At 37.6% G+C, this 18,591-nt stretch carries 20 protein-coding genes and 2 tRNA genes; all 22 read left to right on the top strand.

Translation table 11 applies throughout. From position 1 onward, the window contains the following. On the top strand, nucleotides 1–493 hold a 493-nt coding region (locus FJ218_07535; GenBank protein ID MBM4166747.1), incomplete at its 5' end, for an AbgT family transporter. Between the two features lie 39 nt (nucleotides 494–532). Next, the gene (locus FJ218_07530; protein ID MBM4166746.1) at nucleotides 533–1,495 is read left to right on the top strand and encodes an aminopeptidase; all 963 of its coding nucleotides are present in this window, start codon (nucleotides 533–535) and stop codon (nucleotides 1,493–1,495) included. A gap of 372 nt (nucleotides 1,496–1,867) precedes the next feature. Continuing rightward, nucleotides 1,868–2,092 carry a hypothetical protein gene (locus tag FJ218_07525; GenBank protein ID MBM4166745.1) on the top strand — a complete coding sequence of 75 codons (225 nt, stop codon included), beginning with the start codon at nucleotides 1,868–1,870 and terminating at the stop codon, nucleotides 2,090–2,092. Next, entirely contained in the window at nucleotides 2,092–2,421 is a 330-nt protein-coding gene (locus tag FJ218_07520) for a type II toxin-antitoxin system PemK/MazF family toxin (GenBank protein MBM4166744.1), read from the top strand. Before FJ218_07525 ends, FJ218_07520 begins: the two co-directional genes overlap by 1 nt. Nucleotides 2,422–2,469: 48 nt before the next feature. After that, nucleotides 2,470–3,571, top strand: a protein-coding gene (locus tag FJ218_07515) for a peptide chain release factor 2 (GenBank protein MBM4166743.1) whose coding sequence is annotated in 2 segments (ribosomal slippage) — nucleotides 2,470–2,535 and nucleotides 2,537–3,571 — 1,101 coding nt in all. Because the reading frame shifts where the segments join, the coding sequence is not laid out codon by codon here. Nucleotides 3,572–3,706: 135 nt separating this feature from the next. Further along, on the top strand, nucleotides 3,707–4,066 hold the full coding sequence (locus FJ218_07510; GenBank protein ID MBM4166742.1) for a four helix bundle protein: 360 nt from the start codon (nucleotides 3,707–3,709) through the stop codon (nucleotides 4,064–4,066). A gap of 27 nt (nucleotides 4,067–4,093) precedes the next feature. Further along, a complete protein-coding gene (locus tag FJ218_07505; GenBank protein MBM4166741.1) occupies nucleotides 4,094–4,720 on the top strand; it encodes a hypothetical protein in 627 nt (208 codons plus the stop codon). A 103-nt stretch (nucleotides 4,721–4,823) separates the two neighbouring features. After that, complete coding sequence (locus FJ218_07500; protein MBM4166740.1) at nucleotides 4,824–6,080, top strand: ABC transporter permease; 1,257 nt, start codon at nucleotides 4,824–4,826, stop codon at nucleotides 6,078–6,080. After that, on the top strand, nucleotides 6,081–7,310 hold the full coding sequence (locus tag FJ218_07495; protein ID MBM4166739.1) for an ABC transporter permease: 1,230 nt from the start codon (nucleotides 6,081–6,083) through the stop codon (nucleotides 7,308–7,310). Then, entirely contained in the window at nucleotides 7,301–7,999 is a 699-nt protein-coding gene (locus tag FJ218_07490; protein MBM4166738.1) for an ABC transporter ATP-binding protein, read from the top strand. The genes FJ218_07495 and FJ218_07490 overlap by 10 nt, the downstream gene beginning before the upstream one ends. 214 nt (nucleotides 8,000–8,213) lie before the next feature. After that, nucleotides 8,214–8,435 carry a DUF3098 domain-containing protein gene (locus FJ218_07485; GenBank protein ID MBM4166737.1) on the top strand — a complete coding sequence of 74 codons (222 nt, stop codon included), beginning with the start codon at nucleotides 8,214–8,216 and terminating at the stop codon, nucleotides 8,433–8,435. 124 nt (nucleotides 8,436–8,559) lie between these two features. Beyond that, nucleotides 8,560–8,631, top strand: a tRNA-Lys gene (locus tag FJ218_07480). Between the two features lie 72 nt (nucleotides 8,632–8,703). Then, nucleotides 8,704–8,788 (top strand) — tRNA-Leu (locus tag FJ218_07475). 29 nt (nucleotides 8,789–8,817) lie between these two features. Continuing rightward, complete coding sequence (locus FJ218_07470) at nucleotides 8,818–9,234, top strand: hypothetical protein (protein MBM4166736.1); 417 nt, start codon at nucleotides 8,818–8,820, stop codon at nucleotides 9,232–9,234. Nucleotides 9,235–9,257: 23 nt separating this feature from the next. Further along, nucleotides 9,258–9,881, top strand: a complete 624-nt coding sequence (locus tag FJ218_07465; GenBank protein MBM4166735.1) for a septum formation inhibitor Maf — start codon at nucleotides 9,258–9,260, stop codon at nucleotides 9,879–9,881. 30 nt (nucleotides 9,882–9,911) lie between these two features. Further along, complete coding sequence (locus FJ218_07460; protein ID MBM4166734.1) at nucleotides 9,912–10,319, top strand: cobalamin B12-binding domain-containing protein; 408 nt, start codon at nucleotides 9,912–9,914, stop codon at nucleotides 10,317–10,319. An 80-nt stretch (nucleotides 10,320–10,399) separates the two neighbouring features. Beyond that, complete coding sequence (locus tag FJ218_07455; GenBank protein ID MBM4166733.1) at nucleotides 10,400–14,728, top strand: T9SS type A sorting domain-containing protein; 4,329 nt, start codon at nucleotides 10,400–10,402, stop codon at nucleotides 14,726–14,728. Between the two features lie 209 nt (nucleotides 14,729–14,937). Next, complete coding sequence (locus FJ218_07450; GenBank protein ID MBM4166732.1) at nucleotides 14,938–15,747, top strand: glutamate racemase; 810 nt, start codon at nucleotides 14,938–14,940, stop codon at nucleotides 15,745–15,747. 83 nt (nucleotides 15,748–15,830) lie between these two features. Next, complete coding sequence (locus tag FJ218_07445) at nucleotides 15,831–16,109, top strand: 4a-hydroxytetrahydrobiopterin dehydratase (GenBank protein MBM4166731.1); 279 nt, start codon at nucleotides 15,831–15,833, stop codon at nucleotides 16,107–16,109. 60 nt (nucleotides 16,110–16,169) lie between these two features. After that, entirely contained in the window at nucleotides 16,170–17,225 is a 1,056-nt protein-coding gene (locus FJ218_07440; protein MBM4166730.1) for a mechanosensitive ion channel family protein, read from the top strand. Nucleotides 17,226–17,302: 77 nt separating this feature from the next. Next, complete coding sequence (locus tag FJ218_07435) at nucleotides 17,303–17,869, top strand: NUDIX hydrolase (GenBank protein MBM4166729.1); 567 nt, start codon at nucleotides 17,303–17,305, stop codon at nucleotides 17,867–17,869. 77 nt (nucleotides 17,870–17,946) lie between these two features. Beyond that, the coding region (locus FJ218_07430; GenBank protein ID MBM4166728.1) for a thymidine phosphorylase at nucleotides 17,947–18,591 on the top strand (645 nt) is incomplete at its 3' end.

The raw sequence follows: 18,591 nt of genomic DNA, 5'->3' as shown, positions 1-18,591 counted from the left end.
ATATATCGTTCTCGTTTTTTTTGCCGCGCAGTTTGTTGCTTTTTTTAATTGGACAAATTTAGGATTGATACTTGCCGTGAAAGGTTCGGAGTTTCTCAAAGAAATTGGACTTACGGGAATTCCGCTTATGATTGTGTTTATTGTCTTATCGGCAACAATGAATTTATTTATGGGAAGCGCTTCGGCAAAGTGGGCAATTATGGCTCCGGTATTTATTCCGATGTTTATGTTAGTCGGTTACACGCCTGAACTAACGCAATGTGTATATCGCATCGGGGATTCTGTGACAAATATTATTACTCCGATGATGTCATATTTCGCGCTTATCGTCGCTTTTATTCAACGCTATAAAGCCGATGCAGGATTAGGAACGATTATAGCGATGATGCTTCCGTATTCTATCGTTTTTCTTGTCGGATGGGCGATCATGTTGATGGTTTGGATTTCAATGGGAATTCCTGTAGGTCCGGGCGCAGGTTTATTTCTACAATAATGACAACCAACATTTTTCATGTAAAATAATTTAAAGACTATGAACCCTGAACTTCTCTCCGCTTCCACCATCGCACTTCGCGATTGTATGGGATTGCAACCGAATGAAAAAGTTCTCGTTATTACAGATGAACTTTCACGAAATCTTGCGTATTCACTTCATCAAGCGGCAAAAGATTTAGGAAATGAAGTGCTACTTGTCGAAATGCTTCCGCGAAAATCGAATGGAGAAGAACCGCCACAAGAAGTTGCCGAATTGATGAAACTCTTCGATGTAGTTTTGTGTCCAACATCGAAGTCTTTGACGCACACAGATTCACGACGAGCGGCAAGTGCGATGGGTGTTCGTGTTGCAACGCTTCCCGGTGTAACGGAAGAAATTATGATTCGCTGTATGAATGCGGATTACAATAAAATTGCCGAGCGAACTTTTCAACTCTGCGCGATGTTAGAGAAAACAAATGTTATTCGCGTTACGACGAAATTGGGAACGGATATTTCAATGCCGATACAAGGAAGAAAAGCATTTGCGAGTTCAGGATTGTTTCGGAAGAAAGGTGAATCGGGAAATTTGCCAACGGGAGAAGCATATCTCGCACCATTAGAAAACGAATCGAATGGAGTAATTGTTGTTGATGGTTCGATGGCGCAAGTTGGAATGGTGAAAGAACCGATTCGGATAAATGTGGAAAATGGTTTTGCCACTGAAATCACTGGTGGAGAAGACGCAAAGAAATTTATTTCACTTATTGAACCGTTTGGAAAAGATGCTCGCACCGTTGCGGAATTCGGAATTGGAACGAACGATAAAGCAATTCTTACTGGAAAAATTATAGAAGACGAAAAAGTGATGGGAACAATTCACATTGCATTCGGCGACAATAAATCAATGGGAGGAAGTGTTCGCGTTGCAAGTCATCTCGATGGATTAGTAAAATATCCCGATGTGTGGTTTGATGACATAATGATAATGAAAGATGGGAAATTTCTTCTGACATTTTAGATTGAATTTCTTGATGTTCCACGAAGATCATCAGAATCTTGATTATGTTCTAAAGTACGTGCAATATAGAACGAGAATGAAGCAAACGCTACCAATCCAAGTATTAGAGCAATGTTAATGAGAAACAATATTTTGAAATACTGTTTTGAAGTTATGGGTTGTGGGTTTGTGTTGTATGAATTGAGAGGCATATTAATGTATAAGTAATTTATTTTGTTGCACAAACATACAAAACATTCATCATACAGCAAACGTTTTTTTCTCCTTCACATATTTTCTAACTTTTGCCCGCAAAATTTAATGTACGCCTATCAATGCGAATAACGATTGGATGCGAATTTTGCATTGCAAACAAAACAAAAGAACCTTTGTATGAATAAACAAAACGTCATAGAAAAAACTGTCCAATACTTACACATTCTTCCCGAAGAAAAACTTGTTGAAGTAAGTGAGTTTGCAGAATTCCTCTATCAAAAGCAAGAAGAAGTTATTCTGCAAAAGGGAATACAAGAACTTGTTTCGTCATCAGAAAGTTTCAAATTTCTTGAAGAGGAAGAAGATTTATACACGCTCGATGATGTTATCAAAAAAGCATAATGAACAAAGGCGACATTATACTCATCCTGTTTCCCTTCACTGATTTTTCAGGCGACAAACTTCGACCTGCATTAGTATTAGTTGAAAGTCCATTAGATGTAACGGTTGCTTTTATTACGACAAAGTTTGCGCTCATACATCACAATGAAATTTTACTACGACAAAGTTCTTTTCCATTCTTAAAGAAAGATTCTTTATTGAAATTGAATAAACTTGCTACAATTGATATTAAGTTTTCTGCTGGAAGAATCGGTTTTCTAAATCAAGAAACATTGAAACTCGTTGATAGAAACCTTATTGAGTTATTTCAACTTCAATCTACTATCTAACTTCTAAAATCTAAAACCTAAAACCTAAAACCTAAAATCCCTCTCATTATGCTCGACATCCAAAACACCGAACTCGTACTCAAACAACTTTCCGAACGCGTAACGCAGTTGCGGAGGTTTCTTTGACGTTGATGGAAAAGAGAAACTCGTAGCAGAACTTCACACAAAAACAACAGAGCCGAATTTTTGGAACGATAACATAACCGCACAAAAAGTAATGCAGAAAGTCAGCGAAGTCAAAGTGTGGCTCGATGATTATGCAAAACTCAAACGCCTACTCGATGATGCGCTTGCGTTGGAAGAATTAGTAAGCGAGACAAATGATGAAGCGTACGGAAGCGAACTCACGAATGAAATTTCCTCACTTGAAAAATCTCTCGCCGATTTAGAACTTCGTTCGATGTTAAGCGGAGTGGATGATGGAAAGAGCGCGATTCTCACAATTCACTCGGGAGCGGGTGGAACGGAAGCTCAAGATTGGGCGCAAATGCTTCTTCGAATGTATTTGCGTTGGTGTGAGCGGCGCGGTTACAAAGTTTCACTTGTTGATGAATTGGAAGGTGATGGTGCGGGAATAAAAAGCGCAACGATTGAAGTAGTTGGACAATACGCGTACGGATATTTGAAAGCGGAAAGCGGTGTGCATCGTCTCGTACGCATTTCTCCGTTTGATGCGAACGCCCGAAGACATACATCGTTTGCATCCGTGTTTGTCTATCCCGAAATCGAGGACGATGCGGAAATCGAAATCAATCCCGCCGATATTGTCTTTGATACATATCGTTCCGGCGGTAAAGGTGGACAAAACGTGAACAAAGTGGAAACTGCAGTGCGTATTACTCACGTTCCGTCGGGAGTTGTTGTAGCGTGTCAGCAAGAGCGTTCGCAATTTCAAAATCGTGAGCGCGCAATGAAAATGTTGAAGTCGCGTTTGTATCAGTTGCGGCGCGAGGAAGAAGAAGCGAAACTTGATTCGATTGAAAAAACAAAAAAGAAAATCGAATGGGGAAGTCAGATTCGTTCGTATGTGTTTCATCCGTATAATATGGTAAAAGACCATCGCACGAATGTTGAAACGGCGCAAACTACTTCTGTTATGGATGGAGATATTGATGAGTTTATTAATGGGTATTTGCTGGAATTTAAGTAGGAAGTAGAAAGTAGTCAGTAGTCAGTAGATAGTAGATAGTAGAAAGACAGCAGTAGTTTTTTCCTACTGACTACTAACTACTGTCTACTGTCTACTTTTCATTAGATTAGCAATTTATTCATAGTAAAAAAAAGAATGGAACCATCTAAAAAATTTGAAGATGTAATTGTTTGGCAGAAAGCACACCAATTTGTTTTGTCTGTCTATAAACTCACACGCAAATTTCCGAAAGAAGAAATATACGTTCTTACTTCACAGTTTCGGCGAGCGGCGATTTCTATTCCATCAAACATTGCCGAAGGATTTAAGAAGAGAACGAAACCGGACAAAGTTAAATTTTATAATATAGCACAAGGTTCAGTTGAAGAATGTCGTTATTATTTAATTCTCTCAAGAGATTTACATTACGGCGAGACAAATGAATTATTTTCTTTGCTTGATGAAGTGAGTAAGTTGTTAGATTCTTATATGAACTCCATTCTCCATACCTACTAACTACTTTCTACTATCTACTCTTCAACGATGGACTCTTTTACTTTACTTCTTCTCTCAACCATATCTATCGCAATTGTTCATTCCTTTGCGCCGGACCATTGGATGCCGTTTGTAATGATTGGGAAAGCGCAAAACTGGTCGAGGAAGAAAATGTTTTTTACCGTGTTAGTTGCTTCGATTGGACACGTTGGTTCGTCAATCGTTCTTGGGGGAATAGGTATTGCGCTTGGTTATGCTTCTACATTGCTGCAAGGAGTTGAATCAACACGGGGACAAATCGGATTGTATTTGCTGATTGGTTTTGGAATTGCTTATGCATTGTGGGGAATGAAACACGCGCAACATCATCATCACCATTCACCGGATTTATCTTCGAAGAAAGTAGTAACGTTATGGACGTTGTTTGCAATATTTATACTTGGTCCGTGCGAGCCGTTGATTCCATTGATGTTTCTCGCTTCGAGTTACGGTTGGTGGGGAATTGCAATTGTTTCAATTTCATTTTCTATCGTAACGTTAGTAATGATGGAGTTACAAAGTTTTCTTGGAACCAAAGGAATCGAACTCATCAAACATAAAATTGCTGAGAGATATTCGCATGCATTTGCGGGATTGGTGATTGCATTGACGGGAGTGTTTTTATTGTATGTGTAAAGTTAGGTATTAGGTGTTAGGTATTAGGTATTAGAAGTAAGGAAGTGCAGAAACCAAACACCTAAAACCTAAAACCTATCACCTATCACCTAACATCTAAATTATGAAATACGAATTATTCATAGCCAAACGTTTTTTGAAATCAAATCGCAAACGCGGATTGCTCTCGTTTATCAATACGTTTGCAATTCTCGGAATAACGTTAGGAACTGCGGCTCTTGTTATCGCGCTTGCAATCGTTGGCGGATTTGAAAAAGAATTGAAAGAAAAAGTGATCGGATTTACTTCGCACATTCACGTAACAGGATTTCAAAACAAACCGCTTCCGCATTATCAAGAAACTTCGGAAAAAATTCTGAAACAAGTTTCCAACGTAAAATCAGTTTCACCTTTTGCCGCGAAAGAAGTTCTGATTCGCTCGAAAGAAAATATCGAAGGAGTTTTTTTGAAAGGAATTGAAGAAGAGCAAGCGAGCGAATTGTTGAGTAAATATGTAGTAGAAACAAGTAGCCAGAAGTCAGTAGTCAGTAGTCAGTTGTCAGTGGTTAATAGTAATACGCACATCTCACATCTCATATCTCATATCATTTTGGGTAAAAAACTCGCAAATAGATTGAACGTAAAACTCAATGATAAAGTCATTGTATTTGATGTTCCGAATATAAAAGATGGAATTCAGCCGCGAGCGAAACAATTTGTTGTTGGGACAATCTATGAAACGGGGATGGCGGAATACGATGATGTTATTGCATTTACGGATTTATCTTCTGCACAAAAATTATTTCAACTGCAAAATGCTGCAAGTGGATTTGATATAATGATGAACGATGTTTCGCATGCAGATGAAGCGGCAAAACAAATTCAAAAACTTGCCGGTTATCCGCATTATGCACAAACAGTTTTTGAATTGTATCACAATTTATTTTCTTGGCTTGAGTTACAAAAGAAACCAATTCCGCTTATCCTTGGATTGATAACTATTGTCGCAGTAGTGAATATCATCGGCGCATTGTTGATGTTAATTCTTGAGCGAACAAAAGACATTGGAATTCTCAAATCACTCGGCGCTTCAAATAAAGAAATCGCAAAAATATTTTTGTTGCAAGGAATCTTCATCGGAGTTGTCGGAATGATATTCGGAAATATGCTCGGCTTATCGTATTGCTTGCTCGAACAAAAGTATCATTTCTTTTCACTCAGTGCTGATGTGTATTTTATGTCGAATGTTCCAATTTTATTGCAATGGGAAAACTTTGCTATTGTTTCCTTGTGCGTACTTGTATTGAGTTTTCTCGCATCGTTCATTCCTTCTCGTGCAGTTTCGAGAATAAATATTATTGATACCTTGCGTTTTTCATAGATGAGTTACGAATTTTTTATCGCGCGAAGATATTTTTCTGCAAAGAAGAAAAAACATTTTGCAGGAATAATATCAATGATTTCTGTCGTGGGAATTACTGTCGGTGTTGCGGCATTGGTAATTATTCTCTCCGTGTTTAATGGATTCAGCGGCGTTGTGCAAAAAGTTCTTGTTGGATTTTCCCCCCACATTCGCATTGAAGGAAAAGGAAAAAAAGGAATCGAGAGTTACAATGAAATCAAAAATAATCTTCAACAACAAAAAGAAATAGTATCATTCGCTCCGTACATTGCAAAGAAAGCTTTGGTGCAATCAAGCGAAGGAAATCAAGTCGTGTTGCTGAAAGGAGTGAACGAAAGTGAAATTCAAAACACGATTGACATTCGGCAGAAAATTGTTCTTGGAAAATATTCAACGAAGGATTCCGGCGCAATTTCTGATATTGTAATCGGGTTCAATCTTGCAGATAAACTTGGCCTGATTGTGGGAAATTATGTTTCGATTTATAGTCCAGAAGAAATGGGGGAGATGCTGCGAAGTTTGATTCCGCAAGCAAAACGATTTCGTGTTGCAGGAATTTTTGAAACAAAGAATCCCGAATTTGATGGACAGATTGCTTTCGTTTCGATGGATGCAGCAAAAGAATTATTTCACGCAACAAATATTCAAGGAATCGAAATTCGCCTTAATGATATTTCAAAATCAGAACTTGTGAAACAACAACTCACACCCCGCATCCAAAATCTCACATCACTTCAAATCGAAACGTGGTACGATTTGCACAAAGATTTGTTTTCCGTAATGAACATTGAGCGATGGAGCGCGTACATTATTCTTTCGTGTATCATCGCCGTTGCAACGTTTAATTTACTCGGTTCACTTTCAATGACTGTATTAGAAAAAAAACGCGACATCGGAGTTCTTGTTTCGATGGGTGCAAAGAAAAAATCCATTCGTAAAATTTTTATGCTCGAAGGAATGTTCGTTGGAATTTTTGGAACAGTGTTCGGAATTATTCTTGGATTACTCGTTGTAATTTTGCAAGATAAGTTTCATCTTTTTCCGCTTGACCCGACGGTATATATCATTCCTGCAATTCCCGTTGAAATTCACTTCGTAGATTTCTTCACTGTATCATTTGCTTCGTTGCTTCTTTCAGCAATTGCATCATACATTCCTTCGCGGCGTGCAAGCGGCGTTGTTCCAATGGAGGCAATTCGATGGGAATAGAGAAGAAAATTCTACTTCGCGCAGAGGATGTTCACAAAGTATTCATTGTGAATGAAAAGGAAGAACAATATATTCATGTGTTGAAAGAAATTTCTTTGGAAATATATTCTGGAGAAATTGTTTCGATCGTCGGACCATCGGGTTCGGGAAAAAGTACGTTATTGCACATACTTGGCACATTGGAAAAACCAAATAAAGGAAGTGTTTTTTTTAGTGAAAAAAATATCGTTGAACTATATGATGAAGAATTAGTGCGAATTCGAAACAAAGAAATCGGTTTCGTGTTTCAATTTCATCATTTGCTTCCTGAATTTACAGCGGTGGAAAATGTAATGCTTCCCGCACTCATCGCTGGAATGAAAACAAACGAAGCAAAAAGCCGTGCAGAATATTTGTTGAAAGAAGTCGGATTGCATGAGCGTTTCGTACATAAGCCGAATGAACTTTCGGGAGGTGAACAACAGCGTGTTGCAATTGCGAGAGCACTGATGAACGAGCCGAAAATCATTTTTGCCGACGAACCGACTGGGAACTTGGATATTACAAACGCAGAAATGTTACGCGAATTATTTGTAGAACTGAATGAAAAATTTCAGCAAACATTTGTTATTGTTACGCATAATGAACATTTCATTCTTGGCGGTTGTGTTTTTCGACTTGAAGGCGGTAAAATATTTTCTCAAAAATAATTGAAAGATTTTTTTTTGAAAACTTGATTTAAATCATTGCGAATCGTATATTTTGCTCGACCTTTGAAACAGTTTCTCCCCTTGCTGTTTCAAGAATACGGTCAAGCCTGGTGTTCCCTCCCTAACGCCAGGTTTTTTTATGTACTATTAAACTTTTAAACGTATGGCTATAAAAATAAAACGAATCAAAAAACATTCAAAAATTGAAAGTATTTTGCCTTTTGAATCAATAAATTTTGTTGTAATGGGTATCGGATTACTTTTTATTTTGGCAGGATATTTTCTGCTTTCTAAAAGTGATGTACACGGATTTACTCCGCTTGTGTTATCTCCATTGCTTTTGATTATTGGTTATTGTGTGCTGATTCCTTTAGGAATAATGTATAGGAAAAAGATTCCAACCGAAGCGCCAACACCCATAGAAGAAATAAACTAAAAATTATTTTTTGTAGAAGAATTCGATAAAAAAGATTAATTATTTATTTGGCAAAACTTAAAATTGTTTCCGTTTTTTGAAGCAGAAACTTTTAGTATCTTTTCACCGATTTTTTTTGATAATTGAGCCTGTAGCTCAGGGGTAGAGCATCTGCCTTTTAAGCAGAGGGCCGGTGGTTCGAGCCCACCCAGGCTCACACGTCAATGAACAATAACGTAAAATAATTCGTTTATTTGACGAGAATATAACAGTTAAATTTTTTCTGTTTGCGCGAGTGGTGAAACTGGCATACACGTACGTTTGAGGGGCGTATAGCGAAAGCTGTGTGGGTTCAAGTCCCACCTCGCGCACAAAAATTTTTTTACACTTCGGAGAAATTGTTATGAATAAAATTATTGTTTCATTATGTACTTCTTTTCTTTTATTCTCTTCAACGTTGTTATCAGAAACGGTTCTCAAAGGTAATTCGTTTTGCGGAATTAGTAACGGTTCGCAAGTATTGTTGCGATGGATTACTATTAATGAAACAAATGTAGAATTATTTGAGATAGAAAAAAAAGCGGGAACGAATGGTGTATTCACTTACATCGGTTCTATCAGTCCAAAACACACGCCTTCTCAATACGAGTTTGTAGATTATTCTGCGCTTAAATCAAGCGGAGAAACATTATACCAATATCGCATAAAAATACTGTTCTCAGAAGGTCGCCAACCTGAATATTCGGAAACTATTTCAGTTTCACATTTTGTTTCAGGCGTTCGGAAAACGTGGGGAAGTATCAAAGCGATGTTTCGATAATATAATTATACTATTGAAAAGCGATGCATTTCGTATCGCTTTTTTTATGTACAACAAACGTCGTGCTTCATTTTTCAAAAAATTTTATTCTTGCTTCCGTATCACCACGAAGAAAAGCATTACTCCAACTTCTTGGAATTCATTTTTCAGTTTGTAATAGCGAAACAGAGGAAAAAATAATTTCTCAACTTACACCGCAGGAAAACGTTCAGTTACTTTCATTACAGAAAGCAAAGAATGTTGCGCAAAAAAATTCTCAAGCAATTATTCTTGGTGCAGATACGATTGTGTGTCTGAATGGTAAAACATTTGGCAAACCGAAATCTTCAGTAGAAGCAAAACAAATGCTTTCAGAATTAAGTGGAAATACTCATACAGTTTATACAGGATTTACGATTCTTGATACACCATCATATCGCACGCATACATCGTTTGAAGCAACAGAAGTTACGTTCAGAAAAATTACAAACGATGAGATAGAATTTTACGTAACCAAAATTCAACCGTTCGACAAAGCGGGTGCCTATGGAATCCAAGACGATATTGGTGCAGTGTTTATCGAAAAAATCAATGGCGATTTTTATAACGTCGTTGGGCTTCCGCTTTGTAAAGTGTTTCTTGCATTACAACAATTTTCCATTTCATAATTCTTTACAAAACAAAAAATAGTCTTCGTTATGAAAAAAAAAATCCGTGTGTTAATAGCAAAAGTTGGATTAGATGGGCACGACCGAGGAGCAAAGGTTGTTGCGGCGGCGCTTCGGGATGCGGGAATGGAAGTGATTTATTCCGGCTTACGAAAAACTCCCGAAATGATAGTTGAGGCAGCGTTACAAGAAGATGTTGACGTTATCGGAATCAGTATTCTTAGTGGCGCGCATATGACAGTTTTTCCTCGTATTAAAAAACTCATGGATGAAAAGAAAATGGATAATGTTCTGCTTTTCGGTGGCGGAATTATTCCGCAACAAGATATTTTGAAATTAACCGAAATAGGATGCGGAAAAATTTTTACTCCCGGAACAACTACTGACGAAATTGTGCAATACGTAAAACATTGGATAACCACTCACCATCGAGATTGACGTATTTCCATTGATACACGAACTATTTTTTTTCGTCGGTAGTGAAATTACATACTGATTTATTTTTAAAAAAGAACCCTATGAAATCAATTAATAATATTCTCGTTTTGCTTTTACTTTTTTTCTTTACCATTTCAAGTGTTTCTGTAACACTGAGCAACGAAAAATTTTCTTCAAGAAAAAAACCGGCATTAGTAGTAAAGAAAAAAAATGTAAAGGGTATTCGACGATTTTCGTTTGAGCAGAAATATTCTTACGGAACAAATCAGAAAAAAATTATTAAATCGTATTATCTTGAAGATTTTGAGAGCCAAAACTTTCCTCCTACAGGATGGAGTATTTCCAATCCGGATAGTGATATTACGTGGTTACTTTCTACAGAAGCAAGTGCTTTTGGTGTCGGAATTGCTTCAACGTTTATGAATTTTTACGATTACGATGCTTCCACAGAAACGGATACTCTCTTTACACCGATTCTCACGGGTTTGCAGAATGGAGATTCGTTGAAATTTAACATTGCATATGCGCGTTATGGACAGTTTAGCGATAGTCTTTTTGTATTGCTTTCTACGAATGGAGGAAACACGTTTTCAAGAATTTATAAAAAAGGCGGAGATAGTTTGAAAACTGCTGTAACGGATGATTATTTTATTCCTGGACCTGCGCAATGGAGAACAGAAAAACTTGTATTGCCTTCAACGGTTGCAAATAATAACGTTCTCATTGCATTTGTTGGATACAATGATTTTGGAAATAATTTATTTCTTGATAACATCAAAATCGGAAAACAACCGCTTGCTGATGTTTCCGTTACTTCCGTGCGATTATTCCCGGAACCGTATCTTATCAATGTTCCGATTTCTGTTCAGACAAAATTGATGTGGGGAGGAACAGGAACGCCGCCACAAACTATCGGGCTTGTTTATAAACTGAATGCAGTTCCTGAATTTCAGAACGACGGACAATTTCAAAACTTTAACGCATTTTGGAGTGGAAATCCCCCAACAGCAACGTTGACATTTGTTACACCATTTTCACCAAATTCCATCGGAGAGAAAACGATGTATGTTCGTTCGTTTTATTTGCCCGATAGTACTGTGAATAATGATGTAGGATTTAAAAAATTTACCGTGACAAAAAAAATAACTTCGTTTCCGTATGCTGATTCGTTCGAAGATTCATTGAGTGCGTGGAGTACTGCTTCTTTTTCTCTTTCAAATAGTTGGACAAGAGGAAATCCGAATAAAGAATTTATTACAAAAGCGTACAGCGGCAAAAAATGTTGGGTTACGGATACATTGGGAACGTACCGTGAATTGGAAAACTCATTTATCCTTTCGCCGGTTTTTGATTTTTCTTCTCTATCGGAAACTCCCATAGTGAGTTTTTTTCATAACTATCAAACAGAAGGAGGATATGATGGCGCAGTTCTCGAATATTCCATTGACGGTATAAATTTTTCAACACTTGGTTTGTTCAATAACACTTCTGCTGTGCATTGGTACGATGTTGAAGATTCGGTAGCATTCATTGGCGATGGAAATTGGGGTTACTCTTCATCTGATTATGATTTTGAAGACAGCGGATGGGTGCAATCTTCATTTAAATTGGATGACTTGGTATTGCAGCCGAGTGTTCGATTTCGTTTTCGATTTGGTTCGGATGAATCCGAAACGGAAGAAGGATGGGCGATTGATGATTTTCGGATTACGTTTTCTGCAATGGTGAGCGGTACTGTATTTAATGATAAAAACGGAAACGCTTATCGTGACTCTAATGAAACGGGAATTGCAAATTGGAAAGTATATCAATTTGGTCCACACTTCAACGTGGATATGGAATACGACATTGATTCGACAATGACGGATTCGTTAGGAAATTATGTTTTTCAAAATATACTTCCCGGAATTGTTACGATACAGGAAGAAGAAAACGTTCATTGGAGTCAAACATTTCCTCCTCTCAATGAAGATAATGAGCGGATTCACGTTCTACGTACGCTCGGCAATGATACATTGAAAGGGAAAAATTTTGGCAATGTGCGATTTAGCCATATTTCCGGAATGAAATTTCACGACGCCAATGCAAATGGAATAAAAGATTCCAATGAAAACGGTTTAAGCGGATGGAAAATTGTTTTGCGAAAACTTACTGCGGATACTGTGCTGACAGATTCTTTGGGAAATTTTTATTTTGATAATCTGAAACCTGGCGTATATCGTCTTTCTGAAATTCCGCAAGATGGATGGATACAAACTGTTCCGCCAACGAAAGAATACATCATTCAGATTTCAATTGGGCAACATCGTGAAAATATGTTGTTCGGAAATACTGAAGCAAGTTCTATTTCCGGAATAAAATGGAATGATGAAAATTCTAACGGTGTTCGTGATTCGAATGAAATTGGAATTGAGCACTGGAAATTTGTTGTTACCGGAACGGCAAATGATACTGTTGAAACAAATGCGAATGGTATCTATAAATTCAACAATCTCCTTTCCGGAGTATATCAAATCAACGAAGTAAAAAAAGACGGATGGATTCAATCGTATCCGGAAGGAAACGGAGCATACGAAATTGTATTGCCGAATAAAACTGATACAACAGGATTTAATTTTGGAAATTTTCAACTTGCGACAATTTCGGGAACATTGTACGAAGATAGGAATCAAGATGGAATTCTTGACTCAACGGAAAAAACTCCTATTAAAAATATTCGCATAGCACTGAGCGGAACAATGGCGGATACGGTAACTTCCGACAGCGTAGGAAGATTTTTATTTTATGGACTTGAATCCGGTACCTATACTATTTCGCCGCTTGTTTCGAACGAATGGGAAGTTACCTATCCGTCAAGCGGAAATTATACACTGCAACTTTCTTCCGGCCAACATTTGGTTGAAAATATCTTTGGTCTATTTAAGTATGGAAAAGTTATGGGAAAAGTTTTTCATGATTTAAACGCCAATGCCCAGTTCGATAACGATGAACCGTTTCTTTCGTCGTGGCAATTAACTATTGTTGGCGCAAAAAACGATTCTACGTTTTCTGACAGCAGCGGATATTTTTCTTTTGAACAATTACATGCAGGAAATTACACCCTAAAGGTATTGCGACCTAATAATTGGTATCATTCTCTTCCATCATCGGGATTATATGTTCTGTCGATAAAAAGCGGCTCAGTGATTGAGGGAAAAAATTTTGGTAACTTCAAAAAAGGAAACATCACAGGAATTACTTTCCACGATTTCAACGGAAACGGAAATATAGATACGAGCGACGCGCCATTATTTGGGTGGAAAGTAAAAATTACCGGACCCGAGCTTGATTCAATGTTCACTGATGTGAACGGTCAATACATATTTTCCAGTTTGCGTCCGGGGAATTATGTTGTTAGTGAATTTGTAAAAACCGGATGGCTGCAAACTTTTCCTGTTGGAAGTGGAGGACATAATATTACGCTCATAAGTGGAGATTCACTATATAGCAGAAATTTTGGTAATGCGTTTCCTTGCCAACTTTCCGGGTATTCATTTGTTGATTATAATGGAAACGGAATGAGAGATAGCGGTGATAATGGAATTTCACAACGCATCATTCGCTTAAGCGGCACTGCAACTTATACCCTGCTGTCGAATCAATCGGGAAATTTTCAATTCATCAATCTTTCTCCCGGTCAATATTTTTTAAGACAAGAACAAGAAGACGAATGGATTCAAACGTTACCTCCTCCTCCGGGATTGTATGCGCTGAATTTGTTTAGCGGTACAGTTGACAGCGGAAAAGATTTTGGAAATTTTCAACTTGGAAAAATTATAGGAAGAAAGTTTAATGACTTCAACGGAAATGGTACGTACGATGAAGGTGAACCATTTTTACCTAATTGGAAAATACGTTTAAACGGAACAAAAACAGATTCGCTCTTAACGGATGCGGAGGGTTGGTTTATGTTTAACGGATTATTTCACGGAGAGTATATTGTAAGTGAACAACAACAATCTGGTTGGACACAAACTTATCCGACTTCACCTGGAACATATACAATTCAAATACTATCGGGAACAATTGTAGATACTGTGTACTTTGGAAATCGTTTAACAACAAGCGTAACGGAGATTGAAGGAATTCCGACTACTTTCGCATTGCATCAGAATTTTCCGAATCCGTTTAACCCAACAACGAATATTCAATTTGATATTCCGAACTTGGCTCACGTTTCAATTTGTATTTATGATGTGTTAGGAGAGAAAATTGCAACAGTTATTGAAAAGAAATTATCTGCTGGCAAATATACTTTGGAATTTAATGCCGCAAGCATAAAGAGTGGGGTATATTTTTACAGAATGGTTGCCGTCAGTGAGAGCGGAGAAAATTTTTCTTCACTGAAAAAAATGATTTTGTTAAAATAAATCCGAATTTATTTTTCAGAATTTCCATTCAAAGATTTAGAACATCTCACAAAATAATCATTTGTGAGATGTTCTTAACTTCTTAAAATTTTTATCTGTTAGCAATGAGGTGGATTTATTTTTTTAAGTAAGCGATAGTAAATCAGTAATAAACGAACATACAAAAGCATTTCTTTTCCTCCACTTTCTCTATATTTCTTGCCGAATTTATGCATGACAAATCTTTTCTTCCCATCGGCGTTTTTGATTCCGGTATCGGTGGATTAACTGTTGTCCATTCGCTTCTCAACATACTTCCTCACGAAAACATAATTTACTTTGGTGATACGGCACGAGTTCCGTATGGTCCAAAATCTCCTGAAACTGTTCGTTGTTATGCAAAACAAGATGCACAATTTCTTGTTTCGCAAAAGGTGAAAATAATTGTTGTTGCGTGTAATACCGTTTCTGCCGTTGCGCTTGATGTTGTTCAAAAAGAAGCGAATGTTCCGGTTGTTGGGGTAATCATTCCCGGAGCGAAATCTGCTGTTCATTCAACGAAAAAAAAAAGAATCGGAGTAATTGGAACAAAAGCAACAATTGCGAGCAATGCTTATACAAATGCTATTCGTCAACTTGATGATTCGATAAAAGTATTTGGAAAATCCTGTCCGTTGTTTGTTCCGCTTGCAGAAGAAGGATTTACCGAACACAAAGCAACGGAAATGCTTGCGAAAGAATATTTGTTTTCGTTCAAGCAAGACAAAATTGATACGCTTGTTCTCGGATGTACGCATTATCCATTATTGAAAAACGTAATTCAAAATGTTCTCGAAGACGTAACGTTAATTGATTCAGGCGTTGCAACTGCTGAATCAGTGAAACTTCTTTTAGAAGAAAAAGGTTTGCGCAATACGAGCAAACACAAACCGAATATTCTATTTTTCGTGAGCGATGTTCCCGAAAAATTTTCCGAAGTAGGAGAGAGGTTTTTGGGAATGAAGATGGGAAAAGTGCGAAGAGCTGAAGGGGTTTTTTAATAACCGTTTGTTCGTTAGTTCGTTTACTTGTTAGTCAGTTTGAAAACGAACGAATGAACGAACCGACAAACAAATAAACTAAAATGCTTTTATCACAAACTCAAATTCAAATAGAATTACAAAAACTTTCCGTGTGGAAACTTGCAGAGAATGAAATCACGAAACAATTTGTGTTCAAAGATTTTATTCAAGCAATTGGTTTTATCAATCAAGTTGCAATCCTCGCGGAAAAATTTGACCATCATCCCGATATTGATATTCGCTGGAATAAAGTTACGCTCACGCTTTTCACACACAGTGCAGGCGGATTAACGGAAAAAGATTTTATACTTGCAAAAGAAATTGATAAAATCGTTAGTTAGTTCGCTCATAAATTCCAAACTAACCAACGAACTAACTAACAAACCAACAAACGAAAAATAATGTTTATCGCAACAATACTTTCCAATGAATATTTACTTGCCGCAATTATTATCGCGGCGGGATTTATTATTGGAAAAATCGGAAAATTTTTACTTACGTTTATCGAAAAGCGTTTCACGAGTAAATCGGAAACTACGCTCGATGATAAAATTGTCGTTCTCTTCAAACAAAAAATCACTTCGATATTTTTGCTGCTTGGAACATACATTGCTATTACAGAACTGCAAGGAAGATTTGCTTCCGATGAAGAACTATCGCGCATTCTTCACTTTGTACGCAATGGATTTTATGTAATATCTCTCTATGTTTCTTCACGCATTGTTCTCAAAATTCTCAACGCGCTTGTCGAATGGTATTTTGATGAGCAACTGCAAAGTGATTCGGGAAAAATTTCCGAAACAGTTACGCCTCTCTTTGAAAAGTTTTTGACAATCGTCGTAATGCTTGGTTCAGCAATGATTTTGCTCGACAATTTTGGCGTGAACATCGGAAGTTTGCTTGTTTCACTCGGCGTTGGTTCGCTGGCAATTGCACTCGCGGCGCAAGAAACAATTGCAAATATGATTGCTGGGATTGTTATTCTTGTTGATAGACCGTTTCACGTTGGCGATAGAATTCAAATGCAATCGGGAGAAATCGGAGACATTCAGCAAATCGGCTTGCGCAGCACTCGCATTTTGAATATTGATAAAAATATTATCGTCGTTCCGAATGCCGAACTTGTTAAAAACAGAATCGTCAATTATTCTTTTCCAAATGAAATGATGCGAGCGATTGTCCGCGTGAATGTTGCCTATAATGCCGATGTTCAAAAAGTGAAAAGCACTTTATTCGAGTTATTTTCTTCGCACAAAAATATTGTACAAGAACCAAAACCTGATGTATGTTTAATTGATTTTGGAAATTTCGGAATGACGTTTGAATGTGTCGGTTTTGTCAATGAATATCAAAAACGTTTTGAAACAGAAACGCAACTTCGGGAAAAAATAATTGAAGCATTTCGAAGAGAAGGAATCGAAATTCCGACACAACAAATTGTGCAGGTAAAAAATTAAAATCAATGTCATTCCCGCGTAAGCGGTAACCACTTTCAAAAATTGTAGATTCCCACTTTCGTGGGAATGACAAACAAATGACAAACCTCAAACTTCTCAATCGAAAAAATATTTACAACGGTGTAGTCTTTGATATTGTAAAAGACGAATGTGAATATATTTCAAGCGGAACAAAAACGATTCGGGAGGTTGCTTTTCACAATGGCGGCGCAGTTGTCGTTCCAATGTTGAATGATAAAAAAGTAATTCTTGTAAAACAATTTCGTTATCCGTTGCAACAAGAAATCATCGAACTTCCCGCAGGAAAGTTATTCAAGAATGAAGAACCACTTCACTGCGCAAAACGTGAACTCGAAGAAGAAACCGGTTATGTTGCAAAGAAATGGAAACATTTGACTTCGATTTTTACAACGCCGGGATTTTGCAGCGAACAACTTCACATTTTCCTCGCTCAAGATTTACACAAAGCAAAAGGCGGAAGAAAACTGGAAGAAGGCGAAGAAGGAATGGAACTTCTCGTGTTGCCATTCGACAAAGTTTTGAAAATGATTAAGCAGAAAAAAATTGTTGATGGAAAAACTATTTCGGGAATTATGCTTGCGATGTTAGGATTCAAGGATTCAAGTGGTCGAGGAATCAAGTGAAAAAATGTTAGTTGGTTTGCTCGATAGTTAATTTCAAAACGAACAAACCAGCGACCAACAAACGAACAAACGAAACTATGAACCCAGTAGAAATCATAAAAAAGAAACGAGAAGGAATAAAACTCAGCAGAATCGAATTAGAATTCTTCATCAAAAATTTTCTCGAAGGAAAAATTGCGGATTACCAAATGTCCGCATTTTTGATGGCAACACTTCTGAGCGGAATGGATGACGAGGAAACAACAATTCTCACAGAACAAATGCTGCACAGCGGCGTTGTTGTTGACCTTTCGGAAATTCCCGGAGTCAAGGTGGATAAACATTCTACCGGCGGTGTTGGTGATAAAGTTTCGCTCATTCTTGCGCCAATGGTTGCGGCGTGTGGTGTTCCCGTGCCAATGATTAGCGGTCGAGGACTTGGCCACACGGGAGGAACGCTTGATAAACTCGAATCCATTCCCGGTTTCAATGTCAATCTTTCGCTTGCGGAATATAAAAATGTCATTAGCGAAATCGGTCTCGTGATGATTGGGCAAACGAAAGAAATTGCTCCCGCCGATAAACGTATGTATGCCTTGCGCGACGTAACTGCAACAGTGGAAAGTATTCCGTTGATTTCTGCGAGCATTATGAGTAAAAAACTTGCAGAAGGAATTGATGCGCTTGTGCTTGACGTAAAAACCGGTCGCGGCGCATTTATGCAAACGTTTGATAACAGCGTC

It is taken from the genome of Ignavibacteria bacterium, from assembly GCA_016873775.1.
GTDB lineage: Bacteria > Bacteroidota > Ignavibacteria > UBA10030 > F1-140-MAGs086 > JAGXRH01.
The sequence above is the reverse complement of the archived record's forward strand: the minus strand, read 5'-3'. Positions and strand labels throughout refer to the sequence as shown.

Coding starts and splice junctions, on each gene's coding strand:
- FJ218_07495 (MBM4166739.1), top strand. CDS start 6,081: ATGAGTTACGAATTTTTTATCGCGCGAAGATATTTTTCTGCAAAGAAG.
- FJ218_07525 (MBM4166745.1), top strand. CDS start 1,868: ATGAATAAACAAAACGTCATAGAAAAAACTGTCCAATACTTACACATT.
- FJ218_07520 (MBM4166744.1), top strand. CDS start 2,092: ATGAACAAAGGCGACATTATACTCATCCTGTTTCCCTTCACTGATTTT.
- FJ218_07450 (MBM4166732.1), top strand. CDS start 14,938: ATGCATGACAAATCTTTTCTTCCCATCGGCGTTTTTGATTCCGGTATC.
- FJ218_07500 (MBM4166740.1), top strand. CDS start 4,824: ATGAAATACGAATTATTCATAGCCAAACGTTTTTTGAAATCAAATCGC.
- FJ218_07455 (MBM4166733.1), top strand. CDS start 10,400: ATGAAATCAATTAATAATATTCTCGTTTTGCTTTTACTTTTTTTCTTT.
- FJ218_07440 (MBM4166730.1), top strand. CDS start 16,170: ATGTTTATCGCAACAATACTTTCCAATGAATATTTACTTGCCGCAATT.
- FJ218_07465 (MBM4166735.1), top strand. CDS start 9,258: ATGCATTTCGTATCGCTTTTTTTATGTACAACAAACGTCGTGCTTCAT.
- FJ218_07445 (MBM4166731.1), top strand. CDS start 15,831: ATGCTTTTATCACAAACTCAAATTCAAATAGAATTACAAAAACTTTCC.
- FJ218_07470 (MBM4166736.1), top strand. CDS start 8,818: ATGAATAAAATTATTGTTTCATTATGTACTTCTTTTCTTTTATTCTCT.
- FJ218_07490 (MBM4166738.1), top strand. CDS start 7,301: ATGGGAATAGAGAAGAAAATTCTACTTCGCGCAGAGGATGTTCACAAA.
- FJ218_07505 (MBM4166741.1), top strand. CDS start 4,094: ATGGACTCTTTTACTTTACTTCTTCTCTCAACCATATCTATCGCAATT.
- FJ218_07460 (MBM4166734.1), top strand. CDS start 9,912: ATGAAAAAAAAAATCCGTGTGTTAATAGCAAAAGTTGGATTAGATGGG.
- FJ218_07530 (MBM4166746.1), top strand. CDS start 533: ATGAACCCTGAACTTCTCTCCGCTTCCACCATCGCACTTCGCGATTGT.
- FJ218_07510 (MBM4166742.1), top strand. CDS start 3,707: ATGGAACCATCTAAAAAATTTGAAGATGTAATTGTTTGGCAGAAAGCA.
- FJ218_07435 (MBM4166729.1), top strand. CDS start 17,303: ATGACAAACCTCAAACTTCTCAATCGAAAAAATATTTACAACGGTGTA.